General features: G+C 72.2%; 17 protein-coding genes. 4 read left to right on the top strand and 13 right to left on the bottom strand.

The features are described 5' to 3' along the window. Positions 1-2 precede the first annotated feature (2 nt). Together QSJ97_RS06040 and QSJ97_RS06035 are read left to right on the top strand one after the other, a co-directional pair. Positions 3-2,129: an ABC transporter ATP-binding protein gene (locus QSJ97_RS06040; RefSeq protein ID WP_285670757.1), complete on the top strand. Its 2,127-nt coding sequence runs from the start codon at positions 3-5 to the stop codon at positions 2,127-2,129. Positions 2,130-2,184: 55 nt separating this feature from the next. Further along, complete coding sequence (locus tag QSJ97_RS06035) at positions 2,185-3,507, top strand: HlyD family type I secretion periplasmic adaptor subunit (RefSeq protein WP_285670755.1); 1,323 nt, start codon at positions 2,185-2,187, stop codon at positions 3,505-3,507. Positions 3,508-3,865: 358 nt separating this feature from the next. Here the strand turns inward: QSJ97_RS06035 and QSJ97_RS06030 are convergent, their stop codons facing one another. From QSJ97_RS06030 to QSJ97_RS06010, 5 genes are all read right to left on the bottom strand, one after another. Further along, the gene (locus QSJ97_RS06030; RefSeq protein WP_285670754.1) at positions 3,866-4,987 is read right to left on the bottom strand and encodes a mandelate racemase/muconate lactonizing enzyme family protein; all 1,122 of its coding nucleotides are present in this window, start codon (positions 4,985-4,987) and stop codon (positions 3,866-3,868) included. A 7-nt stretch (positions 4,988-4,994) separates the two neighbouring features. Then, positions 4,995-6,614, bottom strand: coding sequence for a GMC family oxidoreductase (locus tag QSJ97_RS06025; protein WP_285670753.1), 1,620 nt, complete (start codon positions 6,612-6,614; stop codon positions 4,995-4,997). Next, the gene (locus QSJ97_RS06020; RefSeq protein ID WP_434220889.1) at positions 6,614-7,435 is read right to left on the bottom strand and encodes an ABC transporter permease; all 822 of its coding nucleotides are present in this window, start codon (positions 7,433-7,435) and stop codon (positions 6,614-6,616) included. The genes QSJ97_RS06025 and QSJ97_RS06020 overlap by 1 nt, the downstream gene beginning before the upstream one ends. After that, entirely contained in the window at positions 7,435-8,289 is an 855-nt protein-coding gene (locus QSJ97_RS06015) for an ABC transporter permease (RefSeq protein ID WP_285670833.1), read from the bottom strand. Before QSJ97_RS06015 ends, QSJ97_RS06020 begins: the two co-directional genes overlap by 1 nt. 68 nt (positions 8,290-8,357) lie before the next feature. Continuing rightward, complete coding sequence (locus QSJ97_RS06010; RefSeq protein WP_285670752.1) at positions 8,358-9,458, bottom strand: ABC transporter ATP-binding protein; 1,101 nt, start codon at positions 9,456-9,458, stop codon at positions 8,358-8,360. Between the two features lie 138 nt (positions 9,459-9,596). Between QSJ97_RS06010 and QSJ97_RS06005 the strand changes: the two genes are divergently transcribed. Next, positions 9,597-9,998 (top strand): OsmC family protein, encoded by a 402-nt coding sequence (locus tag QSJ97_RS06005; protein WP_285670751.1) that lies wholly within the window; start codon positions 9,597-9,599, stop codon positions 9,996-9,998. A gap of 90 nt (positions 9,999-10,088) precedes the next feature. On the opposite strand, the gene QSJ97_RS06000 is transcribed toward QSJ97_RS06005, so the two are convergent. Beyond that, positions 10,089-11,129, bottom strand: coding sequence for an ABC transporter substrate-binding protein (locus QSJ97_RS06000; RefSeq protein WP_285670750.1), 1,041 nt, complete (start codon positions 11,127-11,129; stop codon positions 10,089-10,091). A gap of 105 nt (positions 11,130-11,234) precedes the next feature. Continuing rightward, complete coding sequence (locus QSJ97_RS05995) at positions 11,235-12,638, bottom strand: NAD(P)/FAD-dependent oxidoreductase (protein WP_352231055.1); 1,404 nt, start codon at positions 12,636-12,638, stop codon at positions 11,235-11,237. Positions 12,639-12,775: 137 nt separating this feature from the next. Here QSJ97_RS05995 and QSJ97_RS05990 point away from each other — a divergent pair, with 137 nt between their 5' ends. Next, positions 12,776-13,702 carry a LysR family transcriptional regulator gene (locus QSJ97_RS05990; RefSeq protein ID WP_285670749.1) on the top strand — a complete coding sequence of 309 codons (927 nt, stop codon included), beginning with the start codon at positions 12,776-12,778 and terminating at the stop codon, positions 13,700-13,702. Positions 13,703-13,743: 41 nt separating this feature from the next. Here QSJ97_RS05990 and QSJ97_RS05985 read toward each other — a convergent pair whose 3' ends face one another. The 6 genes from QSJ97_RS05985 to soxB all read right to left on the bottom strand — a co-directional run bounded on the left by QSJ97_RS05985 (position 13,744) and on the right by soxB (position 20,025). Then, the gene (locus QSJ97_RS05985; protein ID WP_285670748.1) at positions 13,744-14,208 is read right to left on the bottom strand and encodes a DUF302 domain-containing protein; all 465 of its coding nucleotides are present in this window, start codon (positions 14,206-14,208) and stop codon (positions 13,744-13,746) included. A 37-nt stretch (positions 14,209-14,245) separates the two neighbouring features. Then, on the bottom strand, positions 14,246-15,508 hold the full coding sequence (locus tag QSJ97_RS05980; RefSeq protein WP_285670747.1) for an NAD(P)/FAD-dependent oxidoreductase: 1,263 nt from the start codon (positions 15,506-15,508) through the stop codon (positions 14,246-14,248). A gap of 109 nt (positions 15,509-15,617) precedes the next feature. Continuing rightward, positions 15,618-16,346 carry a c-type cytochrome gene (locus QSJ97_RS05975; protein WP_285670746.1) on the bottom strand — a complete coding sequence of 243 codons (729 nt, stop codon included), beginning with the start codon at positions 16,344-16,346 and terminating at the stop codon, positions 15,618-15,620. Position 16,347: 1 nt separating this feature from the next. Next, positions 16,348-17,037 (bottom strand): c-type cytochrome, encoded by a 690-nt coding sequence (locus QSJ97_RS05970; protein WP_285670745.1) that lies wholly within the window; start codon positions 17,035-17,037, stop codon positions 16,348-16,350. Continuing rightward, positions 17,021-18,295 (bottom strand): sulfite dehydrogenase, encoded by a 1,275-nt coding sequence (gene soxC / locus QSJ97_RS05965; protein ID WP_285670744.1) that lies wholly within the window; start codon positions 18,293-18,295, stop codon positions 17,021-17,023. The genes QSJ97_RS05970 and soxC overlap by 17 nt, the downstream gene beginning before the upstream one ends. Positions 18,296-18,342: 47 nt before the next feature. Then, on the bottom strand, positions 18,343-20,025 hold the full coding sequence (soxB, locus tag QSJ97_RS05960; RefSeq protein WP_285670743.1) for a thiosulfohydrolase SoxB: 1,683 nt from the start codon (positions 20,023-20,025) through the stop codon (positions 18,343-18,345). Positions 20,026-20,074: the final 49 nt, after the last annotated feature.

Raw genomic sequence — 20,074 nt, 5'->3', positions numbered from 1 at the left:
CTATGCCGCCGCTCCTGCCGCTCGCGGCGCCGGCGCGCGAGGACGACCGGGCCGAGATCCTGCGCCGCCTCGGCTTCGGCGCCGATGCCGGGGCCGCGCCCTCCCCGCATGCCGCATGCCTGCGGCCCTTCCTGAATGCGCTCGGGCAGTTCGTCGGCAGCCGCGAGCTGGCCGAGGCCCGGCCCGTCGACCGGGCGATCGCCGATCTGCCGGCGCTGCGCGCGGTGCTCGACAATCTCTCGGTCGCCGCGCTGATCGAGCGCCGCGCGCCGCGCGACCTGCTCGAGGTGGAGTTCCCCTGCATCGCCGAGCTCGCGCCCGGCACCCCGACCGTGCTGATCGAGCGGGTCTCCGGGACCGCCGCCCTCGGCTTCGACCCCGAGGCGCAGGATTTCACGATGATCGAGCTGCCGGCAACGGTGGTGCCGATCTGCCGCGCCGCACCCGGCGGGGCGAGCGGCACCGGGGCGAGCGGCACCGGGGCGGGCACGGCCCCGGCGGGGGGCGACCGGCACCTTGCCGGCTTCCTCCATGCCGAGCGGGCGGCGCTGCGGCAGGTGCTCTGGCTCGGCCTCGCCGCGGCGGCCATCGCGCTGGCGCAGCCGCTGATCGTGATGCTGCTGTTCAACCTCGCCATCGCCCCGCGCAATCCCGGCCCGGTGCTGCCGCTGCTGGCCATGGCCGGGCTGATCCTCGGCCTCGAGGCGCGGCTGCGGGCGGCCCGGACCAGACGGCTCGCGGCGCTGCAGGCGGCTTTCCTGGCGGATTGCGAAAGCCGGGTGCAGCGCAAGCTTCTCGGCTTCTCGCTGCAGAGCCTGCAGGCCACACCGCAGGTGCAGCAGATCGAGAAGATGCGCGAGCTGACCCGGGGCTATTCCGCGGGCTTCGGCGCCGCGCTCGGCCAGGGCGCGGAGCTCCTGGCGCTGGCAGCGCTCGTCGCCGCGCTGGTCGCCATCAGCCCGGTCTTCGCGGCCGGGGCGATGGCCGCGCTCGGCGCGATGGCGCTGGCGCTGCTGGCGGCGCGACTTGCCGCCCGCCGCGAGGCCGCCGCGGCGCAGGCGGCAGAGGCCGGCTGGCGCCATCTCGCGGCCGAGACCGTGGCGCGCGCCGCCGCGATCCGCAACGAGCAGGCCGAGGGGATCTGGGCCGCCCGGGTCGCGGAATGCGCGCGGGCGCTCTTTCTCAGCCGCCACCGGGCGGAAACCCACCAGGCGGTGCTGACCGGCTTCGCGCAGTTCGCCACCATGGCCGCGGGCACGCTCACGGTCTGGCTCGGCGCGCATCTGGCGATCGGGGGCGGGCTTTCCACCGGCGGCCTGATCGCGGCGCTGATGCTGGTCTGGAAGCTGCTGGCGCCGGTGCAGGGGCTGGCGCTGACGCTGCCGCGGCTCGCCGGCCTGGCCGAGACCGCCCGGCGCTTCGACCGCTTCCTGGCGCTCGCGGGCGAGGAGCCGGCCGCCCGCAGCCACCATTTCCTCGAGGATTTCGCCGGCCGGATCGAGTTCCGCAACCTTCTGTTCCGGGCCGAGAGCCACGGCACCCAGCGCCTCGCCAGCCTCACGCACAGCCTCGAGCCCGGCAGCCTGCTGGGCCTGCGCCGCACCGGCGGCGATGCGCCAGCCCGCGCGCTCGAGCTGCTGGTGCGGCTGCAGGAGCCGGTCTCCGGGCTGATCCTGATCGACGGCGTCAACATCCGCCAGTTCGCCCGGCGCGAGCTGCGCATCCGCATCGGCTACGCCCCGGCGGAGCCCGCGCTCTTTGCCGGCTCGATCTTCGACAATCTGCGCCTCGCCCATCCCGAGGCCAGCCCGGCCGCCATGCTCGCGGCGCTGGAGGAGGCCGGGATCGACCCGGCGGACCCTGCCCTCGGCAGCGCCCTCACCGAGCCGATGGATGCCGCCGCCATCGCCGCCCTGCCGGCCGGCACGCGGCGCCAGATCGCGCTGGCGCAGGTCTATTGCCGGGCGCCCGCGATCCTGGCTCTCGACGACCCGTCCGCCGGCCTCGAGGCGCCGGCGGTGGCGGCGCTCCAGGCGAAGCTGCGCGCGCTCAAGGGGGTCTCCACCGTGCTCGTCGCCAGCGATGACGAGCGCCTGCTCGCGCTCTGCGACGAGATCGTCGCGCTCTGACATCCGCGCTCCCGAAGCCTGCCCGAAGCGAGGCCCAGCCAATGCACCCGATCCGATGCGACTGACCCGAGGCCCGCGCCGCGCGCCGCCGCAGCGCCCCCTGCCGCTCGATGCCGATGGCGCCGCCGCCGCCGGGCGCTCGCGCCGCGTGCTCGGCTTCGGCAGCCTCGCCTTCGTCCTGCTGATCGCCATCGCCGGGGTCGCCGAGATCCGCGAGATCGCGGTGGCCCGCGGGCAGACGGTGCCGCTCACCGCACCGGTGGCGGTCGAGCATCTCGAGGGCGGGCGGATCGCGCAGCTGCTCGTCGAGGAGGGCGATCTGGTCCAGCCCGGCACGGTGATCCTGATGCTCGACAGGATCGCCGCGGCGGCCGAGCTGGCGCAGCTCGAGAGCCGGCGCGCGGCGCTGGCGCTGCAGCGCCGCCGGCTCTCCGCCCTGCTCACCGGCGAGACCCCGGACTTCTCCGCGACACCGCCACGCTATGCCGCCTTCGCCGCGGAGCAGGCGGCGCTGTTCCGTGCCGAGCGCAGCGCCCACGAGGCCGCCCAGGCCGCCGCCCGCGCCGAGCTGGCGGAGCTTGCCAACGAGATCGCCGCCGCCGAGACCGAGATCGCAAGCGACCGCGCCCGGGTCGAGATCGCCGCCTCCCAGCTTGCCATGCGCGAGCAGGTCTTCGCGCGCGGCCACACCTCGCGCGACCTCGTGTTCGAGGCCAGCCTGCGCCTCGAACATGCCCGGGCCGACCTCGCCGAGGCGGTCCGCGTCCGCGCCGGTGCCGCCCGCGCCCGCGCCCAGGCCACGGCCCGCGCCGAGCAGCTGCGGGTCGATGCCGTGGCCGCCTGGGCCGCCGACAGCGCCGAGACCGCGCACCGCACCGCCGTGCTCGACGAGCAGATCAAGCAGGCTGAGGAGCGTGTCGAGCAGCTCGTGGTGATCTCGCCGATCCGCGGGCTGGTGCACGAGCTCTCGCCGCGCGGCCGCGGCGAGGTGCTGCTGCCGGGCGAGACCATCGCCCGCATCGTGCCGGCCTCGGCCGGGCTGGTGGCCGAGGTGCGCGCCTCGCCGGCGGATATCGGCCATGTCGCGGTGGGGGACCCGGCCACCGTCACCGTCGACACCTTCGACCGCGAGGGTTTCGGCGAGCTGCGCGCCCGGGTCGAGAGCATCTCCGCCACCACCTTCGAGACCGCGGAGGCCGAACTCTACTACAAGATCCGCCTGCGCCTCGCCGAGGGCGAGGGCCGCCGCGGCCAGCTCCGCGCGCTGCTGCCGGGGATGACCGTGGAGGCGCAGATCCTCACCGGCGGCAAGTCGATCCTGCGCTATCTCGCGCGGCCCTTCATCGCGCCCTTCGAGCGGGCCTTCTCGGAGCGCTGAGGCGGCCGCCGCCCCGGAGCCACCGGCCAGACGCGCCGCCGCGGCGGTGGCCGCGCCGAACGCCCCGCCCTCTCAGCGGCTCCACGGCTCCGGCGAGGCGCCCATGGCAGGGATGCACCAGCGCCCAGGCATGGCGCCCGGCGAGCGGGACGCACATGCCATCCGTCGGCAGCCGCCTCCCGCCCCCGGCCCTGCCGCGGAGGCTTCTGGCGGCGCCGACACGGCCGGCCACCTCCGCCCGGCCCGGGGCGCGGGCCTGCCGCGGCGCCCCGAGCCGCGGCCCCGCCATCTCGGGTGTCACGGATCGCAGGGGCCCCGCATGCCCGCCGCGAGCCATGCCCCGCCCCCGGCGCCGGCGTCAGGCGAAATCGGCGGCTTCGCTCACCCGGTATTGCGACCGCGCCAGCCAGTCGGGGCAGATCTCCACCCCCCAGCCCGGCGCCTCGGTGACCCGCGCCTGGCCGTCCTCGACGGCATAGGGGCTGGCGCGGAACAGCCCCTCCTGCCAGGGGTAGTAGTCCGCTCCCTCGATGGAGAACTCGAGATAGGGCCCGGCATTGGGGATCGCGCGCAGCAGATGCATGGTGAAGAGCGTCACCATGGAGAGGTTGGCGCAATGCGGCGTCACCGGCATCGCCGCGGCTTCGGCCATGCGGCAGACCCGGAGCGTGCGCGCGATGCCGCCGAGATAGAGGATGTCGGGCTGCGCCACGTCCACCGCGCGCATGTCGATCATCCGCCGCCAGTTCTGCAGCTCGCAGTCCTGCTCGCCGCCGGTGACGTCGATCTCCAGCGCCTCCGCCACCGCCCGGGTCTGTTCGTACTCCCAGTAGGGGCAGGGTTCCTCGAAATGGCAGAAGCCGTGGTCCTCGAGCATCCGGCCGACCGCGATGGCCTGCTCCGGCGCATAGCAGGAATTGCCGTCGATCAGCAGATCCGCCTCCGGAAGGGCGCGGCGCATGGCGGGGATGATCGCCTCGGTGCGCCCCGGCCATTCGTCGCGCCCGCGGCCGACCTCGGCGCCGGCGCGCACCTTGAAGGCGGTGAAGCCATGCGCATCGGCAAGGCGCTGCATGCGCAGCGTCTCGTTCTCCGGGGTGATGTCGCGCTTCATCGAGGAGGCATAGGCGCGCACCGGCCCGGCGGAGCCGCCGAGCAGCGCCGCCACCGGCTGCCCGGCGACACGCCCGCGCAGGTCCCAGACCGCGGTGTCGAGCCCGCCAAGCGCCCGCCGCAGATAGCTGCCGGGGAACTTGTGCTCGCGCTCGGTGACGAGATCGGTCAGGTCGCCGAGATCGCCGGTCTCCATGGAGATGTCGGCGCCCATCGCCCAGGGCGCCACCTGGCGGTGCAGCACCTCGGCGGTGATGTCGGACTGGTAGGTCGAGACCTGCCCCCAGCCGATCGCGCCGGTCTCGGCGGTGACGCGCACGAAGCCGACATCGCGGGTGACGAAGCTCTCGATCCGGGTCAGGCGCATGGGGTCCTCATCTGTGGTCGGCCAGGATCATCTCGGCGGCGCGCTCGGCCAGCATGATGACCGGGGCGTTGATGTTGCCGGAGGTGATGTTGGGAAAGGCCGAGGCATCGACCACCCGCAGCCCCGCGACGCCGTGCACGCGCAGCCGCGGATCGGTCACCGCCGCCTCCGGATCGGCGCCCATGCGGCAGGTGCCGCAGGCGTGGAACACCGACCAGCCATGGTTGCGGGCATAGTCGTCGATGGCGTCGTCGGAGGTGTCGTCGATCTCCGGCAGGATCTTGCGGGCGATGATGCCCGAGAGCGCCGGGGTCTCGGCGATGCGGCGCAGCATCCGGTCGCCCGTCCGCATCAGCGCGCGGTCCTCCTCGGTGTCGAGGTAGTTGGGCTGGATCGCCGGCGCCATGGTCGGGTCGGGCGAGCGGATCGCCAGATGCCCCTCGCTGGTCGGGCGGCAGGGGGAATGGCCGAGCAGGAAGCCCGGGAACGGGTCCGGCAGCAGCATCGGCCGGGTGCCCGGCGGCGCGCGGGTGTAGCTCACCGGCGAGAAGTAGAGCTGGATGTCGGGCGCGCGCAGCTCCGGGCTGGAGCGCACGAAGCCGCCGCCCTGGTTGATGCTGAGCGTCAGCGGCCCGCGCCGGCGGAACACGAAGTCGAGCCCCACGCGCAGCCGCCCGAGCCAGGGGCGCAGGACCTGGTTCAGCGTCGGCACCCGCGCCTCGTAGAGATGGTCGAGGCCGAGATGGTCCTGCAGATGCGCCCCGACATGCACGTTGTGCCGGCGGGTCTCGATGCCATGCGCCTGCAGCAGATCCCCCGGCCCGATGCCGGAGAGCTGCAGCAGCTGCGGCGAGTTGATCGCGCCGGCGGCGAGGACCACCGAGGCCCGCGCCCGCGCCACGCGCTCCTGCCCGCGCCAGCGATAGCGCAGGCCGGTGGCCCGGCCCTCCTCCATCAGCACCTCGCAGGCCAGCGCATGGGTGCGCAGCGCCAGGTTGGGCCGGGTCATCGCCGGGCGCAGATAGCAGCGCGCGGTGGAGGCGCGCAGCCCGCCCCGGGTGGTGATCTGGTAGATGCTGGCGCCCTCCATCTCGGCGCCGTTGTAGTCCGGCGTGTAGGGCAGCTGCGCCTCGCGCGCCGCCGCGAGATAGACACCGCAGAGCGGGTGCACCTCGTCGGCGATGTCGCGCACCGCGAGCGGGCCGTCGGCGCCGCGCTCGGGGCTCGCCGGCCCTTCCCAGCATTCCAGCCGGCGATAGGCCGGGGCGACATCCTCCCAGCCCCAGCCGGGCGCGGCCGCGGCCCAGTCGGAGAAGTCCTGCGGATGGCCGCGCACATAGACCATCGCGTTGATCGAGGAGGAGCCCCCCATCACCTTGCCGCGCGGCCAGTAGGAGGGCCGGCCGTTCAGCCCCGGCACCGGCTCGGTGTGATAGCGCCAGTTGACCCGGGCATCGTGGAAGGTGCGACCATAGCCGATCGGCATCTGGATGAAGAAGCGCCGGTCGGTGCCGCCGGCCTCCAGCACCAGGACGCGGTTTCCGGGATCGGCCGAGAGCCGGTTGGCCAGCACCGCCCCGGCCGAGCCCGACCCGACGATCACGTAGTCGAAATCTTCCGTCTCCATCAGCCCCCCTCGCGCGGCTTTCCGAAGAGCTGCGCCAGCACCATCAGCCCCGAGGTGATCGCGATCATGATGGTCGAGATCGAGGCGATGGTCGGGTCGATCTGGTCGCGCAGCGCGTTGAACATGTTGCGGGTCAGCGTCGCGTTGTCGCCGCCCGAGATGAACATCGCCACCACCACCTCGTCGAACGAGGTGAGGAAGGCCAGCAGTGCCGCCGTGATCACCGAGAAGCGGATCTGCGGCAGCGTCACGGTGAAGAAGGCCCGGGCGCGCGAGGCGCCGAGGCTGCGGGCCGCCATCTCCTGGTTCATGTCGAAGCTCTTGAGCCCCGCCGCGGTGACGATCAGCACCAGCGGCAGCGCCAGCACCGTGTGGGCCATCACCAGGCCGAGCATCGTGTAGAGGATCTGCAGCTTCACATAGACATAGAACGCCCCGATCGCGACGAGGATCAGCGGCACCATCATCGGCGTTATCAGCGCGACGAAGATCAGGCGCCCGGCCCTGAGCTGCGAGGCGTGCAGCCCGTAGGCCGCGAGCACCCCGAGCGGTGTCGCGAGGCACATGGTGAGGAGGGCCGCGGTCAGCGAGGTGACGGTGGCGGCCATCCATTCCTCGGAGCCGAAATAGTGGTCGTACCACCGGGTCGACCAGATCTCGGGCGGGAACTCGAGATACTGGCTGTCGGAGAACGACATCGGCACCACGATCAGCGTCGGCGCCACCAGCCAGACCATGATGACGCCCGACAGGATGTAGAGCCAGAGCCGCTGGCCATGGGTGACCTGGGTCTCGGAGGCGGGTCGGTTCAGCCAGCGCATCAGTGCCCTCCCCCGGCCAGCCGCTCGAGCGCGACGAAGCGCGCCGCGACCCAGAGGATCACCAGCGTCGTCACCAGCAGCACCACGCCGAGCGCGCTCGCCGCGCCCCAGTTGACGAAGAGCTCGATGTTGGAGGCGATCTTCATCGAGACCATGATGACCTTGCCGCCGCCCAGCACCGCCGGCGTCACGAAGAAGCCGAGGCAGAGCACGAAGACGATCAGGCTCCCGGCGAACAGCCCCGGCAGCGAGAGCGGGGCGAACACGGTCCAGAACGCCCGCACCGGCCCGGCGCCGAGATTGGCGGCCGCCATCAGGTAGCGCCGGTCGATCGCGCGCATCGCCGAATAGACCGGCAGCACCAGGAAGGGCAGCATGATGTGCACCATGCCGATCAGCGTGCCGGTGGTGTTGTGCACGAGCTTGAGCGGCTCCTCCCAGAGCCCGGCCGAGATCCCCCACTCGTTCACGAGGCCGGATTTCTGCAGCAGCACGAGCCAGGCATAGGTCCGCACCAGCAGCGAGGTCCAGAACGGCAGCAGCACCGTGATCAGGCAGAGATTGGCCACCCGCGGCGGCAGCTGGCTGAGGAAATAGGCCAGCGGATAGCCGATCAGGATGCAGATCCCGGTGGTCAGGAAGGAGATCTCGAAGGTGGTGTAGAAGATCCGGGCATAGGACTTGCGGTTGATCATCCGCTCGTAGTTCTCGAGCGAGAACGACCCGTCCGCCCCGATGAAGGAGACATAGAAGAGCCAGGCCACCGGGACGACGAGGATCACCAGCACCAGCAGCAGCGCCGGCGAGGCGAGCCCGAGCAGCGCCAGCCGTTCGGCCCGGCCGTCGCGCGCCAGCCCCTCGGCATTGGGCGCGGCGGCGGCGGCGGCGGCGGGCGAGGCCGCGAGGGCGGTCTCGGCCGGGCTCACGGCGCCGCCCCCGCGCCGTCGTCGGGGATCAGCACGGTGTCGCGGGCATGCAGGCCCAGCGTCACCGCCGAGCCCGGCCCCGGCAGCTCGGCGAAGGTGTCGCGGCGCACCACGTCGCGCAGCGTGAGCTCGGTGCCGTCCTCGAGCCGCGCCGCCATCAGGAAGCTGTCGCCCTGGTAGACCAGCTCCGAGACCGTGGCGGGGAAGGCGTTGATCTCCGGCGGCACGCTGCCGTCCAGCAGCTGCAGCCGCTCGGGGCGCAGGATCGCCAGCAGCTTCTCGCCCTCGGGCGCCGGGCTCTCGGTGGCCAGCGGGCGCCCGGCGCAGAGGATCTCGGCGCCCTTGCGCCGCACCGGCAGGAAGGCCGACTCGCCGATGAAATCCGCCACGAAGCGGTTCGCCGGCCGGTCGTAGATCTCCCGCGGCGCGCCGAGCTGCATCAGCCTGCCATGGTCGATCACCGCGATGCGGTCCGACATGGTCAGCGCCTCGCGCTGGTCGTGGGTCACGTAGACCGTGGTCATGCCGAGCTGCTCGTGCAGGTGCCGCAGCTCGATCTGCATCCGGTCGCGCAGCTTCTTGTCGAGCGCCGAGAGCGGCTCGTCCATCAGCAGGATCCGCGGCTCGAAGACGATGGCGCGGGCCAGTGCCACGCGCTGGCGCTGGCCGCCGGAGAGCTGGTCGATGCGCCGGCCGCCATAGCCGCCGAGCTGCACCGTCTCGAGCGCGCGCACCACCCGCGCCTCGCGCTCGGCCCGGCCGATGCCGCGCAGGCGCAGCGGATAGGCGATGTTTCCGGCCACGGTCATGTGCGGGAACAGCGCGTAGTTCTGGAACACCATGCCGAGATCGCGCCGGTGCGGCGGCATCCGGATCACCTCGGTGTCGCCGAATTTCAGGCTGCCGCTGTCGGGCCGGGTGAAGCCGGCCAGCACCATCAGGAGCGTCGTCTTGCCCGAGCCCGAGGGGCCGAGCAGGGTGAGGAACTCGCCGGAGCGGATGTCGAGATCCACTTGGTCGAGCGCGTGCACCCGACCATAGGTCTTGGTCATCGCGCGGATCGTGATCGGCAGGGCTGAGGCAGGTCGCTCGGTCATGCTGTCTCCCGGATGCGTGTCGCCGATTTCCCGGCGCGGAATTGCTCGGTGGCGTATGGTGCGCGGTGTGAAGCGTCGCCGTGCGGCCGGTCGGTCAGAACCCTGCCGGCCCGGCATCTGACCGGAGCCCGACCCGCCATGCCCGCACTCACCGTCCAGTTTCGCCGCCTCGAGACCACCCGCGCCGCCGTCGGCTGGGCGGGGGTGAAGGCGATCATCGCCGACAGGCCGAAGGATCTGGCCGGCGGCATGGGCCTCGGGCTCTCGGGCGGCGAGCTGCAGGCCCTCGCCCTCGGCGCCGGGTTCTGCAACCAGCTCCAGCTGAGCGCCGAGGCGCTCGGGCTGGAGATCACCGCGCTCGAGGTCGATGTCGATCTCGCGATCGAGGGCGACCTGCTCGCCGGCGCGACGATCCGCACCCGCCTCGCGACCGCGGAGGGCGAGGCCGACACCGACCGCCTGCTCGCACATGCCGAAGCCAATTCGACGATCTCCAACTCCTGCACCAGGGGCTTCCCGGTCACGGTCGCGCGCCGCTGAGGCCCGCGCGGGTGGTCTGGTTGGCGGTCAGGGCGGCGGTGGCGGCGGGTGGCCTGTCGCCAGGCGCTCTCCCGCCGCCGGCCGTCCGGCTCACTCGGTCAGCATCTCCTGATACATCTCCGAGGCCACGGTCTCCCATTCGGCATACCATTCGAGGCTGATCGGCAGCTGCTTGCCGGCATTGTCCGGGTGCGAGGGCAGCGCGCGCAGCAGATCCTCGCCCACCGTCGCCACCTCGTAGGCCTTCTTGTTGGTCGGCCCGTAGGTGATGTAGAGGGGCAGGTTGGCCTGGTATTCCGGCTTGGAGATCTCGGCGAGGAACTTCATCGCCGTCTCGAGGTTCGGCGCGCCCTTCGGCACCGCGAAGCAGTCATAGTCGAGCAGCGCCTGGTTGAAGGAATAGGCCACCTTGGCGCCATCCTTGGCGGCATTGTCGAAGCGGCCGTTCCAGCCGGTGGTCATGTCCACCTCGCCGTCCTTCATCAGCTGCGCATGCTGCGCGCCGGAGGACCAGAACACCGCGATATGCGGCTTCAGCTCGCGGATCTTGTCGAGCGCGCGCTCGATCCCCTCCTCCGAGGAGAGCACCTCGTAGACCTTCTCCGGCGGCACGCCGTCGGCCATCAGCGCCGGCTCGAGCGCGCCGGCCACCTTGCCGCGATAGGCGCGGGTGCCGGGGAACTTCTCGATATCCCAGAAATCCGCCCAGCTCTGCGGGCCCTCCGCGCCATAGGTCTCGGTGTTCCAGGCATAGACGGTGGAGAACACGTCGCCGCCCACGCAATAGTCGCTGTAGAGCGTCGGGTAGAAGTCGGAGACGTCGATCACCGAGTAGTCGAGCTTCTCGAGCAGCCCCTCGGCGGCGGCGCGGGCGGCGGAGCCGGAGCCCGAGGCCACGATGTCGAGCGTCACCGCGCCGGTCTGCACCTGCAGCCGCACGTCTGACATGCCGCCATAGGTCTCCTGGCGCACCTCGATGCCGGTGGCTGCCGCGGCGGGCTCGAACAGCGCCTTCGACTGGGCTTCCTGGTAGGAGCCGCCCCAGGAGGCGATGGTCACCGTGCCTTCGGCCAGCGCGGGGCCGGCGAACAGCGCCGCCGCGGCCACCGTGAGAACGAAACTTCTGCGCATCTGTGGTCTCCTCAGTTGTGGCGCCGGGGCGCGGGGCCCGCGGCACCAGCCGCCCATTGCTCCTTCCCGGGGTCCGGCGGGCGACAGGAACCGGCCCCGTATCTCTCAGCCGCCGCGGGCGCGCCGCGCCGCGGCCAGCGCGCGGGCGTCGCTCCAGCGATACCAGGCCACCACCGCCGGCAGGAACCAGGGCCGGCCCGAATAGAGCGGCCGGGTCGGGAACGGCAGCCCGTCGAAGGCCGTCCGCCCCTCCCGGGTGCCGAGGATGCGCTGCCCGATGCGGTAGCCGAGATAGCTCGCCATCGAGACGCCCGAGCCGCAATAGCCCATGGCGTAATGCACCCCGTCATGCACCCCGGTATGCACCAGCTCGTCGAAGCTGTAGGCGACGAAGCCGAGCCAGGAATGGCTGATCCGGGTCTCCGCGAGCTCGGGAAAGATCCGCACCATCTCGGCATGGAGCTTCGGCGCCGAGGCCCGCGGATCGGTCTCCGCCGCCGCCACCCGGCCGCCGAAGATCACCCGCCTTCCCTCCGGGCAGAGCCGGAAATAATAGACCACCCTGCGCGTGTCGCTGACCATCCGCCCGGTGGGGAAGAGCCGCGCCGCAAGCGCCTCGGGCAGCGGCTCGGTGGCGATGATGTAGCTGCCGATCGGGATCACGCGGGCGCGCAGCCAGGGGGTCAGCGCGCCGGTATAGCCGTTGGTCGCCACCACCACGTCGCGGGCGCGGATCGTGCCATTCGGCGTCGCGATCTCGAAGCCGCCGGCCTCGCGCCGGATCGCCAGCGCCGGGCAGTGCGGCACCACCGCGGCGCCCGCCGCCAGCACCCGCTCGAGCAGGCCCCGGTGATAGGCCGCCGGATGCAGGCAGGCAAAGCGCGGATAGACCACGCCGCCCGAATAGAGATCGGTGCCGAGCTCGGCGGCCATCTCGGCCCGCGGCACCGCATGCCATTCGCTGCCCGGCTCCTCGGCGCTGGCGAGCCCGGCCGTCAGCGCCTCGTAGGCCGCCGGCGTATGCGCGGCATGGAAGCGCCCGGCACGGCGGAAATCGCAGGCGATGCCTTCGTCGGCGACCCGCGCCTCGATCCAGTCGAGCGCCGTGCGGCCCTCGGCGCGGATCGCGCGGGCGCGGTCCTCGCCATGCACCCGCGCCAGCTTCGAGAGATCGGGCTTCACGCTGGTGCTGATCTGGCCGCCATTGCGCGTGGAACATCCGGCCCCCGGCTCGCCGGCCTCGAGCACCACCGTGTGGCGCCCGCCCCGCACCGTCTCGAGCGCCGCGTTGAGCCCGGTATAGCCCGAGCCGATCACCACCACCTCGGCCTGCTCGGGCGGCGCATCGGCAAGCGGCGGCGGCGGCGCCATCCCCTCGAGCCACCAGGGCGTCTCGGAGAAGCCCGGCGCCAGCAGCGCCGCCGCCCCCGGCGCCCCGTCGCGCCGGCTTGCCAACGCGGCGCGGCGCGGACACTCACCCTGCCAGCCCGGTGCGGCTGCCTGCGTCATCGGCCGGACCCCCTCTGCCGAACCTTCGCGCGCCCCCTGTCGCCGGCGGCGTCGTTGCAGCACCGTCTATCGCGCGGGCCATATGGTCAATTGAATTTCGCCTATGCCTAGTTTCGATCTCTTTATACGATACCCCCATGCATTTGCGGCTCCGGCATCTCGAGGTGTTCGACGCGGTGATGGAGGCCGGCTCGGTCTCGCGCGCGGCGCAGCGGCTCAACCTCTCGCAGCCGGCGGTCAGCGTCGCGCTGTCGAGCCTCGAGGCCGAGCTCGGCTTCCGGCTGTTCCACCGCGCGCGCGGCTATTTCGCGCCGACCCGCGAGGCGCAGCTGTTCCACGGCGAGGCCGAGCGCGGGCTGATGACCATGGCCCGCATCGCCGAGCGTGCCGCCGAGATCCGCGCCGGCAGCGCCGGGCATATCGCGATCGCCAGCAACGGCGCCTCGGCGATCAACCTGCTGCCGGCGGTGATCGCGGAATACCAGCGCGCGCATCCCCGGGTGACGGTGGATCTCAAGGTGCGCAGCTCGCGCATGGTGGCGGCCTGGGCGGATTCGGGGCAGATCGATCTCGGCCTGCTGGACGCGCCGGTGACGATCCCGGGGCCGCGGCCCGAGGTGTTCAGCCTGCCCTGCGTCTGCATCCTGCGCGAGGACGACCCGCTGGCGGCGATGGCCGAGATCCGCCCGGAGATGCTGGCCGGCCGCCCGGTGGTCGGCATCACCGGCGATCATGGCATCGACCGGGCGCTCGAGCGCCTGGCCTCCGAACGCGGCCTCGAGATCCCGCGCCCGGTCACGGCCTACTACTTCGCCATCGCCCGCAACCTCGTGCGCGAGGGCGCGGGGCTCGCGCTGATCGACCCGATCAACGGGCGCATGCCGCTCTCCGACGGGGTGACCTGGCGGCCGTTCCGCCCGCGCATCGATTTCGAGCTGGCGATGATCGCGCCGCCGGAGCCGCGCGCCGGCGTCGCGGTGTCGCGTTTCGTCGCGCTGCTGCGGGCGCGGATCGAGGCGGCGCTGGCGCCGGCCCGCTCGCCGCTGTCGCAGGCGGGCGGCTGAGCGCGGCGGGGGCCCGAGGACAGGGGCCGGATGCCGGGGGCTCAGTCCACCCCGGCCGCCTCGCGCGCGATGCCGTCGAGCAGCGTCTGCACCTCCTGCATCGGCCCCTCGGGCAGCGCGCGATAGCCGATCTCCACCGCCCCGCCCTCCGCCATCTGGCGCACGAAGATGCCATAGGGGCAATGCGCGATGTTGTCGGGATCGGCCTCCATCACCTTCCGCGACACCACCGCCGAGCAGAAGATGTAGATGTCGGCCGCGGTGAACAGCGCCCTGGCCCCGCCGACATCGTCCTTGGTGCGGGCGAGCATCTCGCCGACATGGCTGACATAGTCGATCACCAGCCCGCGATCGGTGATCGCGCTCTCCAGCCCGAAGGCGGCGTCGTCGAACTCGGCATCGGCCTGATAGATCACCACCCCTTCGCCGGCGGCGGCGGCCAGCGGCACTGCCGCCAGCGCGAGGGCCAGCAGCCCGCCGGTGAGGCCCGTTGTCAGGCTGTTCATGTCCGTTTCTCCCCTGTTGGGCCGGGCGCCGCGGCGCTCAGCCGAAGATGTCCGCGGTGATGCCGGCATACCAGCCGAGGCTCTCCTCGTAGGTCTGCCGGCGCAGCTCGGCGTCCTCGCCGGTCTGGCTGATGAAGCCCTCGGTCTTGGCGATCTTCTCCTCGGTGGCCTCGTAGCGGGCGCCGACCTTGACGCCGTCCCCGGTCGCGATCAGCGACCAGCAGGTATTGGAGAAGCGCGGCGGGAAGGCCGTCGAGCCGGTGAGCGCGGCGCGCACCGCCATCGCCGCCACCTTGGCCTGGCTGTTGGCCGAGAAGCCGGATTTCGGCATGTCGCCGGCGATCGTGGCATCGCCGAGCACATGCACCGCGGGGTCCATCCGGCTCTGCATGGTGGCCGGCACGATGGGGCAGAAGCCGCTCGCGTCGGCCAGCCCGGCGATCTCGGCGATGCGCCCGGCCTTCTGCGCCGGGATCACGTTGGCGACATCGACCTTCACCGCCTCGCCATCCGAGACGATCTCCATGGCATCCGGGCGGACCTCGTCGATGCGGCCGCCGAAATCCGGCTCGAGCCACTCGATCATGCCGGGATAATGCGCCGCCCAGCCCTCCTCGAACAGCGCCTGCTTGGAGAATTTCGGCTTGGGGTCGAAGATCATGATCTTCGCGGTGGGGTTGGTCCGGCTGAGCTGGTGCGCGACCATCGAGACCCGCTCGTAGGGCCCCGGCGGGCAGCGATAGGGATTGGGCGGCGCGACCATGGCGAAGACCCCGCCTTCCGGCATCGAGGCGATCTGCGCCTTCAGCAGCTCGGTCTGGCTGCCGGCCTTCCAGGCATGGGGCATGGCGTTCTGCGCGGCGATGCCGTGGCCCGGCACGCTGTCCCAGCGGAAATCGATGCCGGGCGCGACGATCAGCCGGTCATAGCCGAGGCTGCCGCCGCCGGCGAGCGCCACCGTCCGGGTGTCGCGGTCGATCCCGACGGCCCAGTCATGCACCACGTTGATGCCCATCGCGGCGAGCCGGCCATAGCTGTGGGCGATGCTCTCCAGCGTGCGGAAGCCGCCGAGATAGAGGTTGGAGAAGAAGCAGGTGTGGTAGGTCCGCGTCGGCTCCACCAGCGTCACCGCGATGGCGCCCTTGCCGTCCCTTGCCAGGTAGCGCGCCGCGGTGGCGCCGCCGGCGCCGCCGCCGATCACCACGACATGCGGGCGGGCGGCACCGATGGCGGCCGGGGCGGCAAGGGCCGCGGCACCGGCGGCGGCGGATCCGATCAGTCGGCGGCGGGTCACTCTCATCAGGTGTCTCCTTGCGGTTGGTCGGCGCGGTTTGTCGGCGCGGTTTGCCGGCGCGGTTTGCCGGCGCGGTTTGTCGGCGCGCGGCTGCGGCCCGGCAGCCGGCGGCGGCTCAGTCCACCCCGCGGAAGAAGGCGGCCAGCGCGGCGATCTCCTCCTCCGAGAGGTTGCCGGCGATCAGCTGCATCACCGGGTGCGGGCGGTGGCGGTTCTTGTAGGCGTGCAGCGCGGTCACGAAATCCCGCTCCGGCCAGCCGGTGATCGAGGGGATGCCCTCGTCCGTCCCGCTCGCCTGGTGGCAGGTGACGCATTCCCCGGCGAGGTATTCGCCATAGGCCGGGTCGCCCTCGATGGCGAGGATCGCCGGGGCGACATCGGGGTCGCGCGGCGGCGCGGTGGGCGCGGCCTCGGGAATGTCGCGCGGGCTCGCGCTGAACCGGCGCAGATAGGCGATCAGGTCGGCCCGGTCGGCCTCCTCCGGGATGCCGCGGAACGCCATCCGCGTGCCGGTCACCAGGCTGCGCGGGTTCTCGAGATAGACATGCAGCGTGTCCGCGGTCCAGGTCAGCCCGTCGGCGCCGGCGCGGCGCATGTCCTTCGAGTAGCGGTAGCCCGCCACCGTGGCGGCGCGGCGGCCGAAGAGCTCGTTGAGATGCGGGCCGACGCGGTTCCTCGCCCCCTCGCCCAGCGCGTGGCAGGACTGGCAGAGCCGCCAGAGCCCCGCCCCCCGCTCCGGGTCGCCCGGGAGGTCGTGCACCGCATCGGCCGCGAGCTCGGCGCGCGCGCCGGCCGCGGCGAGCGCCAGGGCAAGGGCCGTCAGCAGGAGCCGCAGCGCGCCCATCTCAGTCCACCGAAATCCCGGCGGTGCTGTCCTCGTCGGCATCCGGGGTCACGTCGAGGATCACCGCCCGGGCGGTGATCTCCACGCTGTCCTTGCAGCCGGTCATGCAGGGCGGCGCGGCCTTCGCCAGCGGCGTGTCGGGGCGCGGATCGGCGCGGAAGTTGTCCTCGTTGGGCAGGCGCACCTCGGAGAAGTTCTCGTGGCTCAGCACGAACCCGTCGTCGTCCACCACGTCGTTCATGTAGAGCAGATAGGCGGTGATCGCATAGACCTCGTCCGGGCTCAGCGACTGCGCCTCGCCGAAGGGCATGGCGCGGTTGATGTAGTCGAACACCGTGGAGAGATAGGGCCAGTAGGAGCCGATGGTCTTGACCGGGCGCTCGTCGGTCAGCGTGCCCTGCCCGCCCGCCAGCACCGGCCAGCGGTCCACGCCCTCGCCGAAATCGCCGTGGCAATAGGCGCATTTCTCGGCAAAGACCTCCTCGCCCGTCAGAACGTCGCCGGCGCCCTCGGGCAGGCCGGTGCCGTCCGGGCGCACATCGATGTCCCAGGCCGCGACCTCCGCCGGGGTGGCCGCGCGGCCGAGGCCGAGCGGGCCGGCCGCCGCCGGCGCGGCCGCCAGGGCGAGCGCCGCCGCAGCCAGCAGCCGCGACGCGCCGGCGCGCCTCCCCCTCTCAGGAAATCTCGACATTCTCCGCCTCCCCCTCGCTGCTGATCGCCCAGGTCTGGATGCCGTTGTTGTGGTAGATCGAGTTCACCCCGCGCACCTTGCGCAGCGCGTTCTTGGTCGGCTGCACGAAGCCGGCGCTGTCCACCGCGCGCGACTGCACCAGCAGCGGCGCGCCGTCCCAGTCGAACTCGTAGACGAAGCGGTGCATCGACTTGTCGAGGCTCGGCCCCTCGATGCGCGCCTGGTGCCAGTTGATCCCGCCATCGGTGGTCACATGCACCTCGCGGATCGCGCCGCGGCCCGACCAGGCGATGCCGGAGAGCACCGTCGGCCCGTGGCCATGGGTGATCGGCGCCTGCGGGCTGGGATTGGTGACGACGGATTTCACGTCCATCTCCCAGGTGAAGCGGCGCGCCGTCCCGTCGGCCATCAGGTCGGTGTATTTCGAGGTCTCCTCGCGGTGGTGCCAGGGCCTGTCGCCGACCTCGATGCGCCGGATCCACTTGACCCACATGTTGCCCTCCCAGCCGGGCACGACGAGGCGCGCGGGGTAGCCCTGCTCCGGCCGCAGCCGCTCGCCGTTCATGTGCGTGGCGATCAGGCAGTCGTCGAGCGCCTTCTCGAGCGGCAGCGAGCGGGTCATGCCGGCGGCGTCGCCGCCCTCCGGCAGCAGCCACTGCGCCGAGCCCTTCAGCCCCGCCTCCTCGAGCAGATGGCGCAGCGGCACCCCGGTATACATCACGTTGTGGATCATGCCGTGGGTATACTGCACGCCGTTGAGCTGCGCCCCGCGCCACTCCATGCCGGAATTTGCCGCGCATTCGAGGAAATGCGCCCGCGTCACCCGCGGGAAGCGCATGATGTCGCCGAGCGTGAAGACCAGCTGGCGCTCCACCAGCCCGTTGATCATCAGCCGCCATTCCGACGGCGCGATCTGCGCCACGCCGCCATGGTGGCGCTCGAAGCAGAGCCCGTTGGGGGTGATGATCCCCTCGAGCTCGTGCAGCGGCGTGAAGTTGACCGAGCTCACCGGGTCGGCGGTCAGCCAGGCGACGTTGCGCCGCACGACATGGGCCTCGTGCTCGGACGGCAGGCCATAGGGCGCGGCGTCCACCCCATCGCCGAGATACTGCGTCCAGGGCTGCGCCTCGAGATCGGTGATCAGCGGATCGTCGGCCCGCGCCGCGCCGGCGGCCAGCGCGGCGCCGCCGGCGGCCAGCCCGCCGGCCAGCCCGGTCCGCAGAAAGGCGCGCCGCGAGGCGCTCGTCTTCTCGCTCATGCCATCCTCCGAAGTGATGCCTTGCCGGTGTTCTCGCGCGTCATCGCTCAGCCCCCTCCCGCGACCTGCACCGAGCGGTTCGGCTCGATCCGCACGGTGCCCCGGGCGCGGACATGCGCCTCCACCACCTCCCAGATCGGCGGGCCCTCGGTGTCCTCGTTGACCGAGGCCCAGCCGGCCACGCTGTAGCGCCGCGCCGGGTCGATCGCCTCGCCGGTGGCCAGCAGCGTCATCCCGGTGATGCGGCTGCCCTGGGGCTTCGCGATGTCGATCCGGTAGCCCATGCCGCCGACGCGGACCATGTCGCCGCCCTGCTGGTAGTAGGGATCGGGGTTGAACAGGTTGTCCGCCACGTCCTCGAGCACGGTGTGCAGCATCTCCCCGGTCATCTCGGTGCGATAGGCCGCGGGGTAGCTCATGGCGGTGGCGTTGAAGACATCCTCGCGGGTGATGTCGGCGCCGGGGATCAGGCTGGCGCCCCAGCGGAAGCCGGGGGAGAGCGCGATCTCGGCGTCGCGCTGCTCGATCAGCGCGTTGCAGATCAGGTCGTCCCAGGTGCCGTTGAAATTGCCGCGGCGGTAGAGCGTGCTCTCGGTGCTGCCGAGCACCTCGGCGAGCTCGTCAGCGTGCGGCGCGCGGACCATGCCGATCAGCGCCGCCATCTCCGGGTCCGGCGCGATCACGTCCGAGAAGACCGGGATCAGCCGGTGCGCGATGCCCTTCACCCCGGAGGCATCGACGTCGAGATCGACGCGGGAGACGAACTTGCCATGGCTGCCGCTGGCGATCAGCGCGGTCCGGCCCACCATCACCGGCGCCGGCAGCGCGTCATGGGTGTGGCCGGTCAGGATCACGTCGATGCCCTCGACCCGCGAGGCCAGCTTGCGATCGACGTCGAAGCCGTTGTGCGAGAGCAGCACCACCGCCTGCGCGCCCTCGTCGCGCACCTCGGCGACCAGCTCGGCGATGCGCTCCTCGCGCACCCCGAAGGAGAGGCCGGGGAACATCCAGCGCGGGTTGGCGATCGGCAGATAGGGGAAGGCCTGGCCGATCACCGCGATCTTCGCGCCGCCGCGCTCCAGCATGGTGTAGGGCTCGTAGGCCGGCTCGTCCCACTCCGCGTCGTAGATGTTGGCGCCGAGGAAGGGGAAGGGCAGGTCGTCGACGATCTCGGTCACCCGGTCGATGCCGAGGGTGAACTCCCAGTGCGATGTCATCGCCTCCGGGGCCAGCAGGTTCATGGCGTCCACCATGTCCTGGCCCCCGGTGCGCAGCGCGGTGAGCGAGCCCTGCCAGGTGTCGCCGCCATCGAGCAGGATCGCCTCCGGCCGCTCGGCGCGGATGCGGCTGATCACCGTGGCAACGCGGTCGAGCCCGCCCATCCGGCCGTATTCCCGGGCCAGCGCCGCGAAGCCCTCGGATGTCAGCGCATGCGCCTCCGGGCTGCCCGGGGCGATGCCGTAGAGCTCGAGGAACTCCGCCCCGGTCACATGCGGCGGCTTGCCCGCGGCGGCGCCGACGCCGAGATTGATCGAGGGCTCGCGGAACCAGACGGGCACGAGCTGGGCGTGGATGTCGGTCACGTGGATCAGCGTCACGTTGCCGAGCGGCGCCATGTCGACCAGCCCCGCCTCGGTCAGCCCCTGGGCCGCCGCGAGGCGGGTCAGCCCGCCCCCGGTGAGGGCCGTGGCCGCGAGCGCCGCCTGAAGAAAATCCCGCCGGGCAATCATGCAAATCTCCTTCGTCGGCCCGCTGCGCACGGGCCCTGCCTTGCCGCGC

Origin of the sequence: Paralimibaculum aggregatum (assembly GCF_030270585.1) — a bacterium.
Lineage (GTDB): Bacteria > Pseudomonadota > Alphaproteobacteria > Rhodobacterales > Rhodobacteraceae > Thermohalobaculum > Thermohalobaculum aggregatum.
The sequence above is the reverse complement of the archived record's forward strand: the minus strand, read 5'-3'. Positions and strand labels throughout refer to the sequence as shown.